The organism is Acinetobacter sp. GW821-FHT01C12, assembly GCF_059422625.1.
This window is the reverse complement of the sequence record NZ_JBWKXD010000003.1, coordinates 93,145-109,869: the sequence shown is the minus strand read 5'-3', so window position 1 is coordinate 109,869 and position 16,725 is coordinate 93,145. Positions and strand designations below refer to the sequence as shown.

At 37.9% G+C, this 16,725-nt stretch carries 16 protein-coding genes, 1 tRNA gene and 1 pseudogene; 12 read left to right on the top strand and 6 right to left on the bottom strand.

The window, feature by feature from the left end; translation table 11 throughout:
• Positions 1 to 176: 176 nt before the first annotated feature.
• Positions 177 to 917: an IS5 family transposase gene (locus AC07WY_RS09775; protein WP_494736279.1), complete on the top strand. Its 741-nt coding sequence runs from the start codon at positions 177 to 179 to the stop codon at positions 915 to 917.
• A gap of 115 nt (positions 918 to 1,032) precedes the next feature.
• On the opposite strand, the gene AC07WY_RS09770 is transcribed toward AC07WY_RS09775, so the two are convergent.
• From AC07WY_RS09770 to AC07WY_RS09760, 3 genes and pseudogenes are all read right to left on the bottom strand, one after another.
• Positions 1,033 to 1,569, bottom strand: coding sequence for a hypothetical protein (locus AC07WY_RS09770; RefSeq protein ID WP_494736278.1), 537 nt, complete (start codon positions 1,567 to 1,569; stop codon positions 1,033 to 1,035).
• A gap of 95 nt (positions 1,570 to 1,664) precedes the next feature.
• Positions 1,665 to 1,968: pseudogene (locus AC07WY_RS09765) on the bottom strand (tyrosine-type recombinase/integrase); the annotation flags it as partial.
• Between the two features lie 221 nt (positions 1,969 to 2,189).
• A tRNA-Leu gene (locus AC07WY_RS09760) sits at positions 2,190 to 2,276 on the bottom strand.
• A 184-nt stretch (positions 2,277 to 2,460) separates the two neighbouring features.
• Here AC07WY_RS09760 and queA point away from each other — a divergent pair.
• The 11 genes from queA to secF all read left to right on the top strand — a co-directional run bounded on the left by queA (position 2,461) and on the right by secF (position 13,922).
• Complete coding sequence (gene queA / locus AC07WY_RS09755; RefSeq protein ID WP_494736417.1) at positions 2,461 to 3,498, top strand: tRNA preQ1(34) S-adenosylmethionine ribosyltransferase-isomerase QueA; 1,038 nt, start codon at positions 2,461 to 2,463, stop codon at positions 3,496 to 3,498.
• Positions 3,499 to 3,644: 146 nt separating this feature from the next.
• Positions 3,645 to 4,667 (top strand): hypothetical protein, encoded by a 1,023-nt coding sequence (locus tag AC07WY_RS09750; RefSeq protein ID WP_494736277.1) that lies wholly within the window; start codon positions 3,645 to 3,647, stop codon positions 4,665 to 4,667.
• An 88-nt stretch (positions 4,668 to 4,755) separates the two neighbouring features.
• Complete coding sequence (locus AC07WY_RS09745; RefSeq protein WP_096733038.1) at positions 4,756 to 5,781, top strand: hypothetical protein; 1,026 nt, start codon at positions 4,756 to 4,758, stop codon at positions 5,779 to 5,781.
• A 19-nt stretch (positions 5,782 to 5,800) separates the two neighbouring features.
• Entirely contained in the window at positions 5,801 to 6,370 is a 570-nt protein-coding gene (locus AC07WY_RS09740) for a LemA family protein (protein WP_419335066.1), read from the top strand.
• A gap of 351 nt (positions 6,371 to 6,721) precedes the next feature.
• Entirely contained in the window at positions 6,722 to 7,438 is a 717-nt protein-coding gene (pnuC, locus tag AC07WY_RS09735) for a nicotinamide riboside transporter PnuC (RefSeq protein ID WP_494736276.1), read from the top strand.
• Between the two features lie 11 nt (positions 7,439 to 7,449).
• On the top strand, positions 7,450 to 8,463 hold the full coding sequence (locus AC07WY_RS09730) for an AAA family ATPase (RefSeq protein ID WP_494736275.1): 1,014 nt from the start codon (positions 7,450 to 7,452) through the stop codon (positions 8,461 to 8,463).
• Positions 8,464 to 8,701: 238 nt separating this feature from the next.
• Entirely contained in the window at positions 8,702 to 9,118 is a 417-nt protein-coding gene (locus AC07WY_RS09725; RefSeq protein WP_056514982.1) for a hypothetical protein, read from the top strand.
• 275 nt (positions 9,119 to 9,393) lie between these two features.
• Positions 9,394 to 10,524 carry a tRNA guanosine(34) transglycosylase Tgt gene (tgt, locus tag AC07WY_RS09720; RefSeq protein WP_004723155.1) on the top strand — a complete coding sequence of 377 codons (1,131 nt, stop codon included), beginning with the start codon at positions 9,394 to 9,396 and terminating at the stop codon, positions 10,522 to 10,524.
• Between the two features lie 134 nt (positions 10,525 to 10,658).
• Positions 10,659 to 10,988, top strand: a complete 330-nt coding sequence (yajC, locus tag AC07WY_RS09715) for a preprotein translocase subunit YajC (RefSeq protein ID WP_004723156.1) — start codon at positions 10,659 to 10,661, stop codon at positions 10,986 to 10,988.
• A gap of 53 nt (positions 10,989 to 11,041) precedes the next feature.
• Positions 11,042 to 12,943: a protein translocase subunit SecD gene (secD, locus tag AC07WY_RS09710; RefSeq protein ID WP_004723158.1), complete on the top strand. Its 1,902-nt coding sequence runs from the start codon at positions 11,042 to 11,044 to the stop codon at positions 12,941 to 12,943.
• A 10-nt stretch (positions 12,944 to 12,953) separates the two neighbouring features.
• Positions 12,954 to 13,922, top strand: coding sequence for a protein translocase subunit SecF (gene secF / locus AC07WY_RS09705; protein WP_004723159.1), 969 nt, complete (start codon positions 12,954 to 12,956; stop codon positions 13,920 to 13,922).
• 181 nt (positions 13,923 to 14,103) lie between these two features.
• Here secF and AC07WY_RS09700 read toward each other — a convergent pair whose 3' ends face one another.
• The 3 genes from AC07WY_RS09700 to AC07WY_RS09690 all read right to left on the bottom strand — a co-directional run bounded on the left by AC07WY_RS09700 (position 14,104) and on the right by AC07WY_RS09690 (position 16,714).
• Complete coding sequence (locus AC07WY_RS09700; RefSeq protein ID WP_494736274.1) at positions 14,104 to 14,811, bottom strand: XAC2610-related protein; 708 nt, start codon at positions 14,809 to 14,811, stop codon at positions 14,104 to 14,106.
• Between the two features lie 124 nt (positions 14,812 to 14,935).
• The gene (locus AC07WY_RS09695; RefSeq protein ID WP_151801647.1) at positions 14,936 to 16,390 is read right to left on the bottom strand and encodes an NAD(P)(+) transhydrogenase (Re/Si-specific) subunit beta; all 1,455 of its coding nucleotides are present in this window, start codon (positions 16,388 to 16,390) and stop codon (positions 14,936 to 14,938) included.
• A 3-nt stretch (positions 16,391 to 16,393) separates the two neighbouring features.
• Positions 16,394 to 16,714 carry a proton-translocating transhydrogenase family protein gene (locus tag AC07WY_RS09690; protein ID WP_004723166.1) on the bottom strand — a complete coding sequence of 107 codons (321 nt, stop codon included), beginning with the start codon at positions 16,712 to 16,714 and terminating at the stop codon, positions 16,394 to 16,396.
• Between the last annotated feature and the right edge of the window lie 11 nt (positions 16,715 to 16,725).

Genomic DNA, 16,725 nt, shown 5'->3' with positions numbered 1-16,725 from the left:
ATAATTGACTAATGACAGTTAAAATAACCACATTAAAAATACCTCAACAAATACAACAATTAAAATTCACAAGATTTAATATAAAAATCATTGAGATTAAGGTCTGTTGACATTTACTGTATAAAAAAATAGCGAGATAGTAAAATTTAATCGCAAAACCAAATTTACTACTCGCTATGCCTCGAACAATGCTGAAAGATCAACACTGGTCTAAGCTAAAATCTATTTTCCGTAATTTTAGGATTTATCTCAAACAAAATTTGAGAAATTTTATTGAAGCTATCCTTTACCATATCAGAACAGGTTGTCCTTGGAGAGATTTACCAACAGAATTTGGCAAATCAAACTCAATATTTAAAAAGTATTGTCGTTGGTCTGCGGACAATAAATTTATGAAAATATTTAAATTATTTAGTAAACATGCGGATAAAGAATGGGTTTTCATTGATGGAAGTCATATCAGGGCCCATCAACATTCTGCTGAGATTAAGAATCAAAATATTTCCAAAAGTATTGGTGGTAATAGCTCAAAAATACATTTGACTGTTGATGCTGATGGCAACCCAATAGAAGTTATTATTTCTGATGGTACAACTCATGATGTCAAAGTCGCGCCTGATTTAGTTTCAAAATTAGATTTAAATTCGACTGAAACATTATGTGCAGACAAGGGATATGATTCAGAAACGTTACGTGAACAAAGACAAAAGACACATGCAAATATTCCACGAAAATCCAATACCCAACTCAATAATGATCATATGGATTGGCATTTATATAAAATTAGACACTTAGTAGAAAATGCCTTTGCACGATTAAAACAGTTTAGAGGTATTGCAACAAGATATGACAAGCTAAAGAGAAATTATCAGAGTGCGGTAGCTTTAGCTTGTATATTTATATGGTTGCCTTTATAGAGCAAAATATACGCTACAAATGTCAACAGACCCTAATTTATAAGTTAAAATTAATTATAGATAAATCCATCTAATCTATAATGGAATTTTACAATTAGATGTCTAAAACTTGGTTTTATTCATCTGCTGTCAACATGATTAGTCTTTTAAGATAGTAATTGTAGTGCAAGTTATTGATTCCACGAAATAGGGAAGATAGTGAGTTTTTGCCTTTAAAAATATTATAGTTTTCAACATAATCAAGCTCATATTTCGTCATTGTAGCTAAAAACTCATTCATTCGGGCTTCAATCCATATTTCATGCGCAATTAAATCCTCAAATACATCAGTAGTACCATTTTCATCGAAGGAAACAGCATACAGATTTTCAAATTTTAACTCTGCATTATTCGAAATCTCTACTACTAAATCTTTTATCTCAGCTATTTTTATATTCGCGACATTTTTCTCTGAAGTTAAACTTTCTAAGGTATGTCTATTATCAATTTTCTCATCACTCAGATAATCAGCACTATTGTTGGTATCATTAAAATGTGTGAAAGCATCATCAATGATATTTGAATAATATTCCAATTTTCCAGTTACAACACTTTTCCATTCACTAACCAGATCTTTAAAATGCTGTAAATTTCCATAAATTTTGGTAGTCATAAATTACCCTTCAATTAAGTGTTTAAATTTTAAAATTAATTTCTAATTTTATAATCCTTATTTATGGCTCCAATTTCATTTTTCAATACCAAATTTTAAACTTTGTTAAATATATTTCTTAGCCCTTCAGATTGATTTAATTCAGCTACAATCTCTTCATTTGTTGAATTGTAATAAACCAAAGTAAACTTGGGATCTTTCCAACCAAAATTCTTGCATAACGTTGAAACATTTTTAATTCGCTTGGCCATCAAACTTGCAGCTTCATGCCTCGAATCATGAAAAGTTAAGTCTACATAAACCTGCTTGCTTCCTCGTCTTTCTAAATAATGTATCTATTGAAGAGTCAGGCCAAGTGAAAACTTTAGGCAATGCTTTACGATCAATCTTCATCGCCAATTACCAAATCCGCTCGCCAAGAGCCATTCGCTTGCTGCTAAACAGACAAACTCATATCTACACCAAGTCCCTAATTTCCATAAATAAACCCACAAAAATAAAATGTGTAAATGAATACCTCAAAATACCTTAAAAAAACCCAACACCCAGAAACGAAAAAACCCCGAAGCCTTTGTGTATCAAGGCTTCGGGGTTTATCCAATCTGTTTAACCTAAACTAATGGTCCCGAGGGTCGGACTCGAACCGACACGTCATCGCTGACAGTGGATTTTGAGTCCACCGCGTCTACCAATTTCACCACCTCGGGAGAGGTTGTGTGCGTATAATAGCGCGTTTCATTTTCTTGTCAACGACAAGTTTTCACATTTGTTTAATTTTAAGGCATATTTGTTTTTTTTGGATTATAAAACATCAATTTCAGCCATTAATTTGAAAAACGACTATACTAGCGGCAGTTTTTAAATCCCAAATGTCAGTTTTTCTTCCTCATGATGCAACTCTCCGATTTTAATTTCGAACTTCCCGACGAACTCATTGCGCGCTACCCACTTGAAACACGTAGCGCTTCTCGCCTTTTACATCTCAATGCAGATGGTTCATACCAAGATCTTCACTTCACCGATGTTTTTGATTTATTCAATGAAGGTGATTTATTGGTACTCAATGATACCAAAGTGATGAAAGCACGTTTAAAAGGTAAACGTGCCTCTGGTGGTGCTATTGAAGTTTTGGTTGAACGTATTTTTGATCAGACCATTGCACATTGTCATATCAAAGCCAGTAATTCGCCTAAAGCAGGTGCTGAGTTATTTATTGGCAAAGATGAAGTTAAAGTGACGGTAACAGGGCGTCATGAAAACTTATTTGTGGTGGAATTTTCTCAGCCTATTTTGCAAGTTTTAGATTTATACGGACAATTGCCTATTCCGCCTTACTTTAACCGTGAAGCAGAAGCCATTGACACAGAACGCTATCAAACCGTATTTAACGATCCAACCAAATTAGCAAGCGTAGCAGCACCGACAGCAAGTTTGCACTTTGACCAAGCCCTATTAGAAAAATTAGAGCAAAAAGGCGTAAATAAAGCTTTTGTAACCTTGCATGTGGGTGCTGGAACATTTTTACCCGTACGTACAGATCAGATCGAAAATCACATCATGCACAGTGAATGGTGTGATGTGCCTGAAGCAACCGCAAAATTGATTCAAGAAACCAAAGCACGTGGCAACAAAGTGATTGCCGTTGGAACGACAGCAACACGCGCCTTAGAAAGTGCAGCACAAGCGTCTGGTGGAGAAATTGCCGCGTGGACAGGTGATACACAAATCTTTATTTATCCAGGGTATCAATTCTGTGTGGTTGATCGCTTGATCACCAACTTTCATTTACCAGAATCTACCTTGTTAATGTTGGTATCTGCATTATCCAACCGTGACAATATTATGAATGCATATCAACATGCTGTTGCAAGCAAATATCGTTTCTTTAGTTATGGCGATGCAATGCTGATTGAAAATGCAAATGACTAGATCCAACGAAGCACAATGTATTTAAAAATTATTGCTTAGTCAGCATACCAATATGCAAAGTGTGGTTTAAACATCACACTTTGCATTCAAAATCATTTTTTCGTTACAATCAGGCATCTAAGCACTTGCTACAATAATGAATAAAGATGAATGATTTACTGACAAAAATTCAAAATGCCTTTAGTCAACAACACGCCAACAATGGCAAGACTCAGCACAATATCCATGCGATCAATCAGTTACTCTCGTCAAATCAGGATTTTGAACAGATCATTGCAAGTTTAAAGAATTGGCAAGATGATCCGAGTCTGTCTATTCAAAATTATACGTTTTGGCTTTTTATTACGATTGCGATTGGCTTATTTGTACTGGCTATTTTTACCCACCCGATACTCTTACTGGTTGCGGGTGCGAGTGTGGCTTTTGCTTTCTATAAGCGCACTTCGACAAAAGCACTCAATCAATTGGTTGAAGATGCTCATCAAAAGAACCTAGAAGCAAAATATCAAATTCGCTTCTATCCCAATGCCTTCGATGAAAATATTGAGTCTCCCTATAATTTCCCATTATTTGGTTTAGGGGATCATGAAAATACCATTGGTCATTGCATTTATGGCGCTTGGCAGGTCAACGGCATCAACTATCCATATATGCTGTTTAATTATCATTATGTGGATGAAATCGAAACTCGTGATTCAGAAGGCAAGAAAAAGACTGAATATCGTCATTATGATTTATGGGGGATTATCCTAGAAAACTTCCCTGCTCAAGGTATCAGTATTTCATCTAAACAAAATCGAGCCTGCCGTCTTGGGGTAAAATGGTCAAGTGGGGATATTCGTTTCGACAATCAGTACCAATTAAGTGGCATAAATGAAATGCAACTTGCCAAATTTTTCACACCAAATCATGTATTAATGCTTGATCAAGCCATGGCTAATTTTAAAGGTGATTTTTATGTTCAAGCTCAGCGCCCTTCTTTGTGCTGGCTGTTTAAAACAGATATTACCAAAGCGCAAATGCAAGTCGATAAAGTTCAAACTGTCTATGATTTGGCTGCACAACTTGAAAGCATGAACATGCCTGATTATGAACAGCTTAAAGATTCACTGATCACCATTCTACAAGAAGTCCAGCCTCATTATGGGACAAATAAAGTTGAAAAATAAACAATTTACTTTGTCGATACAATAATTTATCGCATACTGATCAATCTGGAATTCGAACTTTAATAGACTTCAATCATGATTATTTGCCATGCCTATAGAAACCGTTGAGCGATTACTTCACCTACGCACAAGAAAAAATAAACATGTGATGCGCAATATCGCTCGGCTTTGGGAAATTGGACAACAGGCTCAATCTGCACAAGATATTTTAGATGGCTTACATCCGTGGGGAGAATGTAGAGAATTATTTTTTCATAACCTCATCCCCAGACTGCTGTTTATGATTGGGGTACTGACTGCAATTTTTGGTTGGCTGATTCATCACTATATTCCCTACCCACTGAGTCTATTAGCAGCCTTGTTATGCTGTTTTGCTGCTTATTTAATTTATGAGCAAAGCGATCCAATTGATGAAGTCATCAATTTTTTAGAACAGCGCATGATGTTTCTCCGCTACGAATTAGATTTTAATAAAACCCCAAGTCATATCTCCACAACAAGCAATAGCTTTTTGGTCATGAGTAAGTTAAAACAAAGTTTTCCGTTGTTTTCGCAAGGCAATGTGTTGAATGAGATTGAACAATTTGCATCCACCAAATGGTTTGATGGTGAACAAGAACATCATGTGATGTTATTTCAGTATCATTATGTCGATGAGTTTTCACTGCCCAATACCCAGGGTGAAAAACAGATAATTAAGGAAACTCATAAAAACCAATGGGGTGCTTTTATTTTTCAATTGCCCGCCCTCGGCTTTGCCGCCAGTAATAAACATCATGAATTTATTCCGCCCTATACCCAAATATGGAAAACTGCGGATATTCTGGTCAGTCAAAATTTATATATTTTTGGCTATGATCAACATCAACTTGCCCGTACCATTAGTCCAAGTATCACCTTAAAATTAAGTGATTTTTTTCAACACTATTCAGGTGATATTGTTTATCATTTTGAAGAAAATATGCTGTGCTATATGGGAGATCAAGATCTCTTTCGCATTCGTCGTAAAAAACAAAAGCTTCAGGATATTTCAGCACTTCGTGGACATTTAAGAACATTAACCATGCCTGAATATGAAAAATTTAAACAGTGCATGCTAAACTTGATTTCATAAATCAAAAGGAATAATCAAAATGGGTATAATCATATTTATTGGGATTTTTATTGTTCTGATCGTTTGGGGTATTCTGGTCAGAAATAACATTGTGCGTTATTTCAATGCGACACAACGCGCATGGGCTGAAGTTGCCAACTTTGAACGCCAGAAAGTAAAAACACTGGAAACTTTAGAGCAAACTTTGGCGCAATATACACAGTTTGAAAAATCAACTTTGGAAAAAGTGACCGAGTTACGTCAGCAAATTTTGAATCTAAATCTAAATAATACTGATGTTTCTCAATTACAACATGTTGAAAAACTCAATCAAGATTTAATGAAAAGTTTAAATGTGGTGGTTGAAAATTATCCTGAACTAAAAGCAGATACTTTGTATGCAAAAATGATGGATGATATTCAAGAACAAAATGAAAATGTCGGTGCAGCAATCACCATCTTTAACCGTAATGTTGAAGAATTTAATAACACCATCGAAATTTTTCCAAACAATATGATCAATACCATTACTTTGGCAAAGAAAACAATTCGTCCATTTTCCGACAATGTGGTCACTCAGAATTTTGATTACAAGCCTAATTTTAATTAGGGTCTGTAGACAATTCGTCTAAGTTTGCGACTACATGTGTTTTTTAGGCGATACTAGGCACGAAATACGACATTTAGTCATTCTAAATGAGTAGTTCGTAACGACGTAGCGGCAAAAAACACGCTAGTCTCAAAGAAATATTGGGAAGGTTCTTTGATCAAACATTACTTGAATAAATACGTAAAAAACAAATACTGGCAATGGATTTATCAACAAGCTTGTTAAAACAATGGTCAACAATCCAGCCCTTGCATGCGATTAAACTAAAATTTCAAATCGTCTGTAGGATTTAAATCGAGTATAAATTACCAGCAAATCACACCAGCAGCATTACTTAGAATTACAAACCCTATGTTGAAAATCTTTTCCAACCATTCCTTTCGCCTTCTTTTCAAAAACTGGAATGTATTTGAAATTGTTTGGCTTTTTAGTTTTATTTTCATCGGCTGTATCATTACTTTAGTTCAACAAGATACATGGTTTAATTTCGTGGTATTACTCAGTGGAATTCTCTGTGTGGTATTGGCAGCAAAAGGCAATATTCTCAATTATAGTTTTGGTTTATTTAATAGCTGTGCTTATGCATGGATTTGCTATAACAACGGCCTTTATGGCGAAATGGGACTGAATCTCTTGTTCTTTGTCCCAACCGCTTTGATCGGCATGCTACTTTGGCAGAAACATACCAAAGAGAAACAATTACAACAGGCCTATACCCTTCGGCAGGCGTATTTGATTTTGATCATCCTGAGCAATATAGGTTGTATTGCGATACTCGGTTATCTGCTTGCCCAAATTCCCTCTCAAAATACGCCTTATATAGATGCAACCACCAATATTCTTGCAATCACAGCAACGATTTTGATGCTACTGCGTTTTAAAGAGCAATGGTGGTTTTATATTACTTTAAATATCTTCAGTATTTTAATGTGGGCGATCCGAACCCTTGATGGTAGTGGTGATGGTGCAATGATGTTATTGATGTGGTCGGCCTTTCTGATCAATGCCATCTATGGCTACTATAACTGGAACAAACTTGCACAAAACTATTCAAACTCATCCTATTGAATTTAAAAACTATGAAAAAAATCGGACTGACACTCGGTAAATATGCACCCTTACATGCAGGTCATATGCATGTATTTGAAACAGCATTACAAGAGGTAGATGAGCTGTATGTATTGATCTATCAAAGTTCAATTACAACTATCCCCTTAAACATTCGCGCCCAATGGATCAGAGATTTATTTCCTCAAATTCATGTGATTGAGGCATGGGATGGGCCTGAGGGTTATTCCAATGATCGGGCTTTTGAAATAGAACAAGAAAATTACATCATTCAAAAGCTCAATGGCGTGAAAATTTCGCATTTTTATAGTAGTGAATTTTATGGTGAGCATGTCAGCACTGCACTCAATGCAATTGATCGTAGAGTGGATGAGTCACGTCTACAGGTGCCGATCTCCGCTACAATGATTCGAGCAAATGCCTTTCAAAATCGGAAATTTATCCCCAACTGTGTCTATGCAGATTTGATTAGCAAAGTCGCCTTTGTCGGTGCCATGTCTACAGGCAAGTCGACTCTGGTTGAAGCGCTTGCGAAAAAGTATGCAACCACTTTTGCCCCAGAATATGGGCGTGAATATTGGGAAACTCACCAAGTTGATCGTCGTATCGGTTTTGAGGATTTCAACATTATTGCAGATCGTCATATCGCCTATGAAGATCAAGCCACTTTAGATGCGAACCGTTATTTATTTGTAGATACCAACGCGATAACCACAGCGATGTTTTGTATGGATTATCATGGCCGATTACCTGAGCATCTCAAACAACTTGCACTCGAAAATGCACAGCGCTATGACTTATTTTTCTTGTGTGAAGATGATATTGCTTATGACGACACTTGGGATCGTAGCGGTCCCCAAAAAAGAGCTATTTTTCATCAGCAAATTATTGCGGATCTCAAACAACGTCGGATTCCATACATCGCTTTAACAGGAAGTTTAGAACAACGGATTGCCAAGGTTGAACAAGTGCTAAATCAGTTTGATAAATTCAACAATTTTTTTGGATCAGCTTTAAAGCCATGATCAGGAATCGATTATGGCGATTGAGTATATTTGACTCGAAACATATCGCCTAAATCACCATGTGGAAATTTGAATAAAAATTCAGCCATAATCCTGTTTATTTTCAACATAAAAAATGACATTTCGATCATTTTCTGATATTTTCAAACCGCTAAAAAATGACTATTTTTAGAACAAAACGATCAACTAAAAATGATCAACTTAATAAAAAGACAATCTAAAGATTGGAGTAAATCAAATGTTAAAAAAATTATTCATGATGTTATGTCTGTGTTTTCTCTGGCAAGCCCCTGCTCAAGCGAAAGGCCTGTTAGTTTTTAATACAGGCGATGAAATGTTTAAAGTTGGCCCGTTTCCACAAGAAGTGTTAAGTCAATACGAAGATCTTAAAAGTTTAAATGCAGGATATAAATGTAGTCACTTTGGAATCTTATGGGCAGATGTCAAAACATGGGACTGCACCTTGGTCGGCATGACCGATGCAGAACCAGATACTTTTTATGAATTACCTGATGATGTCATTTCAACCTTAAGTAAAAATCCTGAATACCAAGAAAATAAAATGCAGCGTAATTTTTGGAATCATTATGGAATATTCATCATGATTCTGGGAGTTATCGCCTTGATCATTATCGGTCGTAAGGCAAAAGACTAATTTTCTATCTTGTCCAAATCTAAGCTCAAAAGCGAACCACTATTCGCTTTTGAGCTGCATAAAAATAATACCTTGATATTCAAAAAATAATTATTCAACGATAAAAAATGATTCTCCTATCAATCTATTGATGTTCAAGCCGCTAAATCAATAATTTTAAATTTAACATTATGAAAAACAACATGACTGGTATTCGACCATAAAATCAGGGAAAATAGCCCCCTTTTTGCAATTATCAATCAGCGAACTGTTTTTTCGCCAGATTTAGGTTATTTATGAAGTTTGAAAAATTAGGTCAGTCGGGGCGTGCTCGTCGTGGTCGTTTAACTTTAGAACATGGTGTGATTGAAACACCTGTGTTCATGCCTGTGGGAACTTATGGCACAGTTAAAGGCATGTTGCCACGCGATATCGAAGATATCAAAGCACAAATTATTTTAGGCAATACCTTCCACCTTTACTTACGTCCTGGACTAGATGTTATCCGTGAACACGGCGGTTTGCATGAGTTTATGAAATGGGGCAAACCGATTCTTACTGATTCAGGAGGCTTCCAAGTATTCAGTCTGGGTGCTATGCGTAAAATCAAAGAGGAAGGGGTGACTTTCCGCTCACCTATTGATGGTTCAAAAGTCTTTTTATCTCCTGAAATTTCAATGGATATTCAACATACATTGAACTCAGATATTGTGATGATTTTTGATGAATGTACGCCATACCCAGCAACCCATGAAGAAGCACAAAAATCGCTTCAACTGTCATTACGTTGGGCGAAGCGTTGTAAGACTCAGCATCACGATGTTTTAAAAAATAGAAATGCATTGTTTGGAATCATTCAAGGCGGCATGTATGAAGACCTTCGTGAAGAGTCTTTAAACGGTCTTAAAGAAATTGATTTTGATGGCTTTGCGATTGGTGGTTTATCTGTCGGTGAACCCAAAGAAGAAATGATCAAAGTTTTGGATTATCTGCCTGCAAAAATGCCAGAAGATAAACCACGTTATTTGATGGGTGTGGGTAAACCAGAAGATATCGTTGAAGCAATTCGTCGCGGTGTCGATATGTTCGATTGTGTCATGCCAACTCGAAATGCACGTAATGGTCATTATTTTGTTACCGATGGTTTGGTTCGGATTCGTAACAGCCAATATCGTCATGATCAAAGCCCACTGGATCCACATTGCGACTGTTATACCTGTACCAACTTCACCCGTGCTTATTTATTCCATTTAGAAAAATGCGGTGAAATGCTCGGTTCGATGTTGGGCACGATCCACAATTTACGTTATTACCAACGTTTTACCCAAGATATTCGTGATGCTTTAGATCAGGGAACTTTTGATGAATACGTGACTGATTTCTATCAACGTCGCGGTTTAGAAGTTCCTCCTTGTCCTGCTGACTAATGCCCCAATATAAAGTTGAATTGAAGATTAATTCAACAGTATTTGCGCTGAAACCCAAGACAAGGTAAATTGCTGAACAAGTCAATTTAAAAGCCATGAAAATGGCAGATAATTTTTAACATTAGGAAATTAGAATGAGCTTATTTATTTCTTCTGCTCACGCTGCAGCAGCGCCTGCACAAGGCCCAGGCATGATGGCAAACATATTGATGATTGTAGTATTTGTTGCAATCTTTTATTTTCTCATCTGGCGTCCTCAAGCAAAACGTGCAAAAGAACACCGTACTTTAATCGAAAGCTTAGGTGTTGGCAGTGAAATTGTCTTTGCAGGCGGCTTAATGGGTCGTATCCTAAAAATTGATGGCGACTTTGCAGTGGTTGAATTAAGCAAAGGAAATGAAGTCAAAGTTCAACGTGCAAGTGTTATTTCAGTACTCCCTGAAGGCACATTAAATAACCTTTAATCATAAAACGGTCGTGCACTTAGCACGACTTTTTCATTTTAAGAAGAAAGCGAATGCGTTACCCTGCATGGAAATATATATTGATTCTAGTGGTACTAGTGATCAGTACATTATATGCGCTGCCGAGTTTGTATCCTGACGAACCTGCTGTTCAAATTTCTGGTGCCAAGGCTGGTACCACAATTGATCAGTCTGTCATACAAAAAGCAGAGCAAATTTTAAAAAGTGAAAATATTAGCAGTCATGATAATACCTTCACCAACAATGCTGCCCTTCTACGTTTAAATACGTCTGAAGCACAGTTAAAAGCAAAAGATGTCCTCAGCAAAGGTTTGGGTGAGAACTATACCGTTGCATTAAACCTTGCACCAACCACACCTGAGTGGTTGCAAAAAATTGGCGCTAAGCCAATGAAGCTTGGTTTGGATTTACGTGGTGGTGTTCATTTCTTACTTGAAGTGGATATGGACAAAGCTATTGCACAACGTATGGAAACCTCAGCAACAGACTTACGTCGTGAGTTCCGTGACAATAAGATTAAATTTAATAGTCTTTCATTGAACAACAATACCATTACGATTCAGTTTGCAAATAATGATGACCGTGCAGCGGTAATGGACTTTTTACGTCGTGATGGGAATAAGTTCAATCAACAAGCTTTAGCAACGGATACAGGTTCTACGCTTAAGTTGACCTATAACGATGCGACCAAGCAAGATATTCAATCTTATGCACTCAACCAAAACTTAACCACTTTACGTAACCGTATTAATGAGTTAGGTGTAGCTGAAGCATTGGTACAAAGCCAAGGTAGCAACCGTATTGTGGTTGAATTGCCTGGTGTACAAGATACTGCCGAAGCTAAACGTGTCTTGGGGCGTACTGCAAACCTTGAATTCCGTTTAGTGTCTGATTTAAATGATCAATATATTGACCGTTTCACAGGTAAATATAATGGTCAACCTTTACCGCCTGGTACTGAAGTTTTTGCTTACGAATCTTTGGACAGTGGTCGTGAACTGTTATTAAATCGCAGCCGTATCCTTACGGGTGAACGTGTACAAAATGCATCAAGCGGTTTTAGCCAAGATAGTGGTGGCGCTGAAGTAAATATTACTTTAGATACTGCTGGTGGTAAGTTGATGTCAGATGCAACCCGTACTGCTGTTGGCAAACGTATGGCGGTTTTGTTTATTGAAAATAAACAAAAAATCACCTCTGTTGCTGATCCAGTTACAGGTGCAATGACAGAAGTTCGTACCCCATATACTGAATCTGTGGTAATCAATGCTGCAAATATTCAAGCGGTTTTAGGTTCATCTTTCCGTATTACTGGTTTAGATTCTCCTCAAGAAGCAGCTGAACTTGCATTGATGTTACGTGCTGGTGCTTTAGCTGCACCAATGTACTTTGTAGAAGAACGTGTTGTTGGTCCAAGTTTGGGACAAGAGAACATCGATAAAGGCGTATTATCAACGCAAGTTGGTTTCCTGCTTGTTGCAATCTGGATGATCGTGTTCTTCCGTCTATTTGGTTTAATTGCTGATGTAGCATTAGTGATTAACTTGGCAATGCTTCTCACCATCATGTCTTGGATCGGGGCTTCACTGACCTTGCCAGGTATTGCCGGTATCGTAATCACCATTGGTATGGCGGTCGATGCCAACGTACTGATCTGTGAGCGAATACGAGAAGAAATGCGCTGGGGCGCCTCGCCCAAACAAGCCATTATTGCCGGTTATGATCGAGCCTATAACACCATTCTCGACTCAAACTTAACCACATTTTTGGTTGCATTTATTCTGTTTGCTATTGGTACAGGTCCGATCAAAGGCTTCGCTGTAACGCTGATGATTGGTATTATTTGCTCAATGTTTACTGCAATTACAGTAACACGTGCAATTGTCCAATTGGTATATGGCAGAAAACGTAACTTGAATAAGTTGAGCATATAGGAGATCGAAGATGACTGATGTGACTCAACCGAAAAAGAAATATGGTCGCCCTGATGATGAGCATGTAATTAATTTCATGAAGATTGCCAAACCAGCGGCAATCATCTCAATCCTTTTGACCATTGCAAGTATCTTCTTTATTGCAACCAAAGGCTTAAATCTTGGTTTAGATTTTACTGGTGGTGTTTCTGCAGAATTGAACTATCAATATGCGGCAAAACCAGCAGACGTGATTTCTAATTTGGATAAAGCTGGCTTTAAAGATGCAGTTGTACAAACATTAGGTTCAAATAAAGACTTAATTGTACGTATGCCAGCGCAAGACCTTAAAGTTGAAGACTTAAGCAATACCATCACCAAAGCAGTTCAACTGCCGAATAACACTGCTGTTGTTCACAAAGTTGACTCTGTCGGTGGTCAAGTCGGTAATGAGCTATATTTACGCTCTGCAGGTGCTGTAGCGCTTGCGATGCTGCTTATGCTGATCTACGTGACCATTCGCTTCGAGTTTAAACTTGCAGTTGGTGCAGTGCTTTCATTACTGCACGATGTGATCGTAACGATTGGTATTTTTGCAATGATGCAATGGCCATTTGACCTTACTGTTTTAGCGGCTATTCTTGCCTTAATCGGCTTCTCGTTAAACGATAACATTGTTGTATCGGATCGTATCCGTGAAAACTTCCGTAAGATTCGTGGCGCAACACCGTTAGAAATTGTGAATATTGCCTTAACTGAAACCTTAAAACGTACCATTCATACCTCGATGACATTATTGCTGGTTGTACTTGCAATGATGTTCTTGGGTGGTGATGGCTTACACTGGTTCTCAGTTGCCATGTTTATTGGTGTATTTGTAGGCACGTATTCTTCAATCTATATTGGTACCGCATTTGCATTGTGGCGTGGTCTTAACCGTCAAGACTTTATCGTACAAGTTAAACCTGAATTTGAAGATGAAGAACATATTCCTCACTAAGTTTCAGTTTTAATTAAAAAAGCTCATCTTTGGATGGGCTTTTTTATGCTTACAATTTAACATCACAATGTAAAGAAGTTGTTCTATTCATAAAGCCTTACTCTGCCCCACAATTTAGCATCTGTTGATTTACATCATATAGCGATGTCAATACAGAATAGCGATACGAGGTAAATTGTGACTACTGAGCATAATATTTTGCAGTTGGATAATACTTGGTCTTTTCCTTCCATTTTCCATTGACCAGATTGCGATCTGTAACCTCAACTTGATCACCTTGTGGTGAGGTTGCATCCTCAATAAACTCTCGAACCAGCAATAAACCTTTTCTAGGTACAACTTGATACTCAGAACGAATATGGTAGCAACAGCCACTTTTATTAAAGGTGATGATACGTTTGCGCTTTTTGTCTAGCTCGAACATACCTAAATTTTCTTGAGTGAGTACAGACAGTTCCTGACTTAAAACAAATTTATTCTTGCTTTGATTAAATACATAAATGTCATACACAGGACCGCCATAAGAACCATAATTGCCGTTTCTAATTGCGAGGTCTTCTGTTCCATCAAAGTTAAAATCATCAAAAATCAAAGGGCTTTGCTCGCCATAAAGCTGTATAACATTAACACTCGGTTTAAACTTTTCGTCCAAATACATGGTCAGTTCATCAGAGTGAAATACTTGAAATACCGCTTTGCTGCCCTTTTTTAATAGTTTTACTTCAGCCTTAGCCCCACACTCATCTTTTTCACATGCAATATCAATTACGGCATCATAGTGTTTCGAGCCATCTTGAATTTCAAAAACTTGTGCATGCGTTATAGACAAGGAAAATGCCAGATAGATGCCCAAGCTTTTACAGATTATTTTAAATGGTTGATTCATCATTTTTATTCAGTCAATTTTATCAAAATCATAGCATTAAAATTGCTTAAATAAAAAACCGCCCGAAGGCGGTTAGACTCCCTCCTTTATCAAAGGAGGATTGGGGTGGATTTAATCCGATAGCGGCTTAGTGCCCACCACCATTGATTGCTTTTGTCATCTCTTCAACAACTTTCTTGGCATCACCAAAAATCATCATGGTTTTGTCATTGTAGAATAAGTCATTGTCTAAACCTGCATAACCTGTTGCCATAGAGCGCTTGATTACCATAATGGTACGTGCTTTATGTGCTTCAAGAATCGGCATACCATAAATTGGTGAACTTGGATCATCTTTAGCCGCTGGGTTAACAACGTCATTCGCACCAATTACCAGTACAACATCAGTCGCTGGGAAATCAGAGTTGATCTCGTCCATTTCCAAGATGTCTTCATATGCAACATCAGCTTCCGCCAACAATACATTCATATGACCAGGCATACGACCTGCAACTGGATGGATTGCAAAACGAACCGTTACACCTTGCTCTTTCAAGATTTCACACAATTCTTTCACTGCGTTTTGTGCACGACCTTGCGCCATACCATAACCCGGTACAATCACAACGCTGTCCGCATTCGACATCAAGAAGCCCGCATCATCCGCAGAACCAGAACGGTAATTACGTTGAACTTGCTCACCTTTATCAACCGATGCTACAGCCGTACCACCCATCGCACCACCAAACAATACATTGATGATTGAACGGTTCATTGCTTTACACATAATGTAAGACAGAATCGCACCTGATGAACCCACCAGCGAACCCGCAACAATCAGCATGTTGTTTTCAAGTGTAAAACCAATACCTGCCGCAGCCCAGCCAGAGAATGAGTTCAGTAGTGAAACCACCACTGGCATATCACCGCCACCGACTGGTGCAATCCAAACCCAACCAAATGCCAATGCCAGTGCAGTCATTGCCCAGAATGCTTGCATATTGCCTGTGGTAAAGAAATACACACCACACGCCAGCATAGCCAGAAAAATGATCGCTTGAACAGGTTTAACCCAAGCACCTGAAATGGTTTTTGCCCATTTCTTTGCAGCTAACTTACCATAAGCAAATACAGATGCAGTAAAGGTAATCGCACCAACGAAGCAACCGACGAATAATTCAAATAAATGAACTTTACTCATATGCGCATGCTGTACACCAGCAGCGGTTAAAGCAGATTCGTTTTGTGCAAACAAAGCAGTCAGTTGGTTATTATGTAAAATTGCAGCAATTGCAATTAATACCGCAGCCAAACCGACAAGTGAGTGCATCAACGCCACTGTTTCTGGCATTTGTGTCATTGGAACTGTACGTGCACGTGCAATACCGACAATTGCACCCAACACCATTGCACCACCAATCATCCATACAACAGGATGATCTGCGACAAAGAATGTGGTGATTACCGCAATCGCCATAGCGATCATACCGTAACGGTTACCAGCAATCGCAGTTTTAGGGCCTGAAAGACCACGTAAGGTTAAGATGAAAAGGACAGCACCTACAAGGTAGAACCAATCCGCATATTCTCGAATAAATTCCATAGATTAGCCCTCTTTTTTCTTTTGTTTTGGCTTAAACATTTCAAGCATACGTGCAGTCACTGCGAAGCCACCAAAAATGTTAATACTTGCCAAGAACACTGCAATTGCACCAAGTACACTAACAACATTCACGGACTGGAATTGTACACTTGCATCTACAACACCAGGAATTCCAACAGTTTGTATCATCGCACCCACAACGATAATTGAGGACAATGCATTGGTTACTGCCATTAACGGCGTATGCAATGCAGGTGTGACACCCCAAACCACGTAGTAACCAACAAAGATGGCTAAGACGAAAATAGTAATAGTTTCAACCATGATGACTCTCC

What these genes read in the sequence shown, in the direction of transcription:
- AC07WY_RS09770 (WP_494736278.1), bottom strand. Translation starts at nt 1,569, where the DNA reads ATGACTACCAAAATTTATGGAAATTTACAGCATTTTAAAGATCTGGTT.
- yajC (WP_004723156.1), top strand. Translation starts at nt 10,659, where the DNA reads ATGAGCTTATTTATTTCTTCTGCTCACGCTGCAGCAGCGCCTGCACAA.
- tgt (WP_004723155.1), top strand. Translation starts at nt 9,394, where the DNA reads ATGAAGTTTGAAAAATTAGGTCAGTCGGGGCGTGCTCGTCGTGGTCGT.
- AC07WY_RS09700 (WP_494736274.1), bottom strand. Translation starts at nt 14,811, where the DNA reads ATGATGAATCAACCATTTAAAATAATCTGTAAAAGCTTGGGCATCTAT.
- AC07WY_RS09750 (WP_494736277.1), top strand. Translation starts at nt 3,645, where the DNA reads ATGAATGATTTACTGACAAAAATTCAAAATGCCTTTAGTCAACAACAC.
- AC07WY_RS09740 (WP_419335066.1), top strand. Translation starts at nt 5,801, where the DNA reads ATGGGTATAATCATATTTATTGGGATTTTTATTGTTCTGATCGTTTGG.
- AC07WY_RS09690 (WP_004723166.1), bottom strand. Translation starts at nt 16,714, where the DNA reads ATGGTTGAAACTATTACTATTTTCGTCTTAGCCATCTTTGTTGGTTAC.
- queA (WP_494736417.1), top strand. Translation starts at nt 2,461, where the DNA reads ATGCAACTCTCCGATTTTAATTTCGAACTTCCCGACGAACTCATTGCG.
- AC07WY_RS09745 (WP_096733038.1), top strand. Translation starts at nt 4,756, where the DNA reads ATGCCTATAGAAACCGTTGAGCGATTACTTCACCTACGCACAAGAAAA.
- AC07WY_RS09725 (WP_056514982.1), top strand. Translation starts at nt 8,702, where the DNA reads ATGTTAAAAAAATTATTCATGATGTTATGTCTGTGTTTTCTCTGGCAA.
- AC07WY_RS09695 (WP_151801647.1), bottom strand. Translation starts at nt 16,390, where the DNA reads ATGGAATTTATTCGAGAATATGCGGATTGGTTCTACCTTGTAGGTGCT.
- secF (WP_004723159.1), top strand. Translation starts at nt 12,954, where the DNA reads ATGACTGATGTGACTCAACCGAAAAAGAAATATGGTCGCCCTGATGAT.
- secD (WP_004723158.1), top strand. Translation starts at nt 11,042, where the DNA reads ATGCGTTACCCTGCATGGAAATATATATTGATTCTAGTGGTACTAGTG.
- pnuC (WP_494736276.1), top strand. Translation starts at nt 6,722, where the DNA reads ATGTTGAAAATCTTTTCCAACCATTCCTTTCGCCTTCTTTTCAAAAAC.
- AC07WY_RS09775 (WP_494736279.1), top strand. Translation starts at nt 177, where the DNA reads ATGCCTCGAACAATGCTGAAAGATCAACACTGGTCTAAGCTAAAATCT.
- AC07WY_RS09730 (WP_494736275.1), top strand. Translation starts at nt 7,450, where the DNA reads ATGAAAAAAATCGGACTGACACTCGGTAAATATGCACCCTTACATGCA.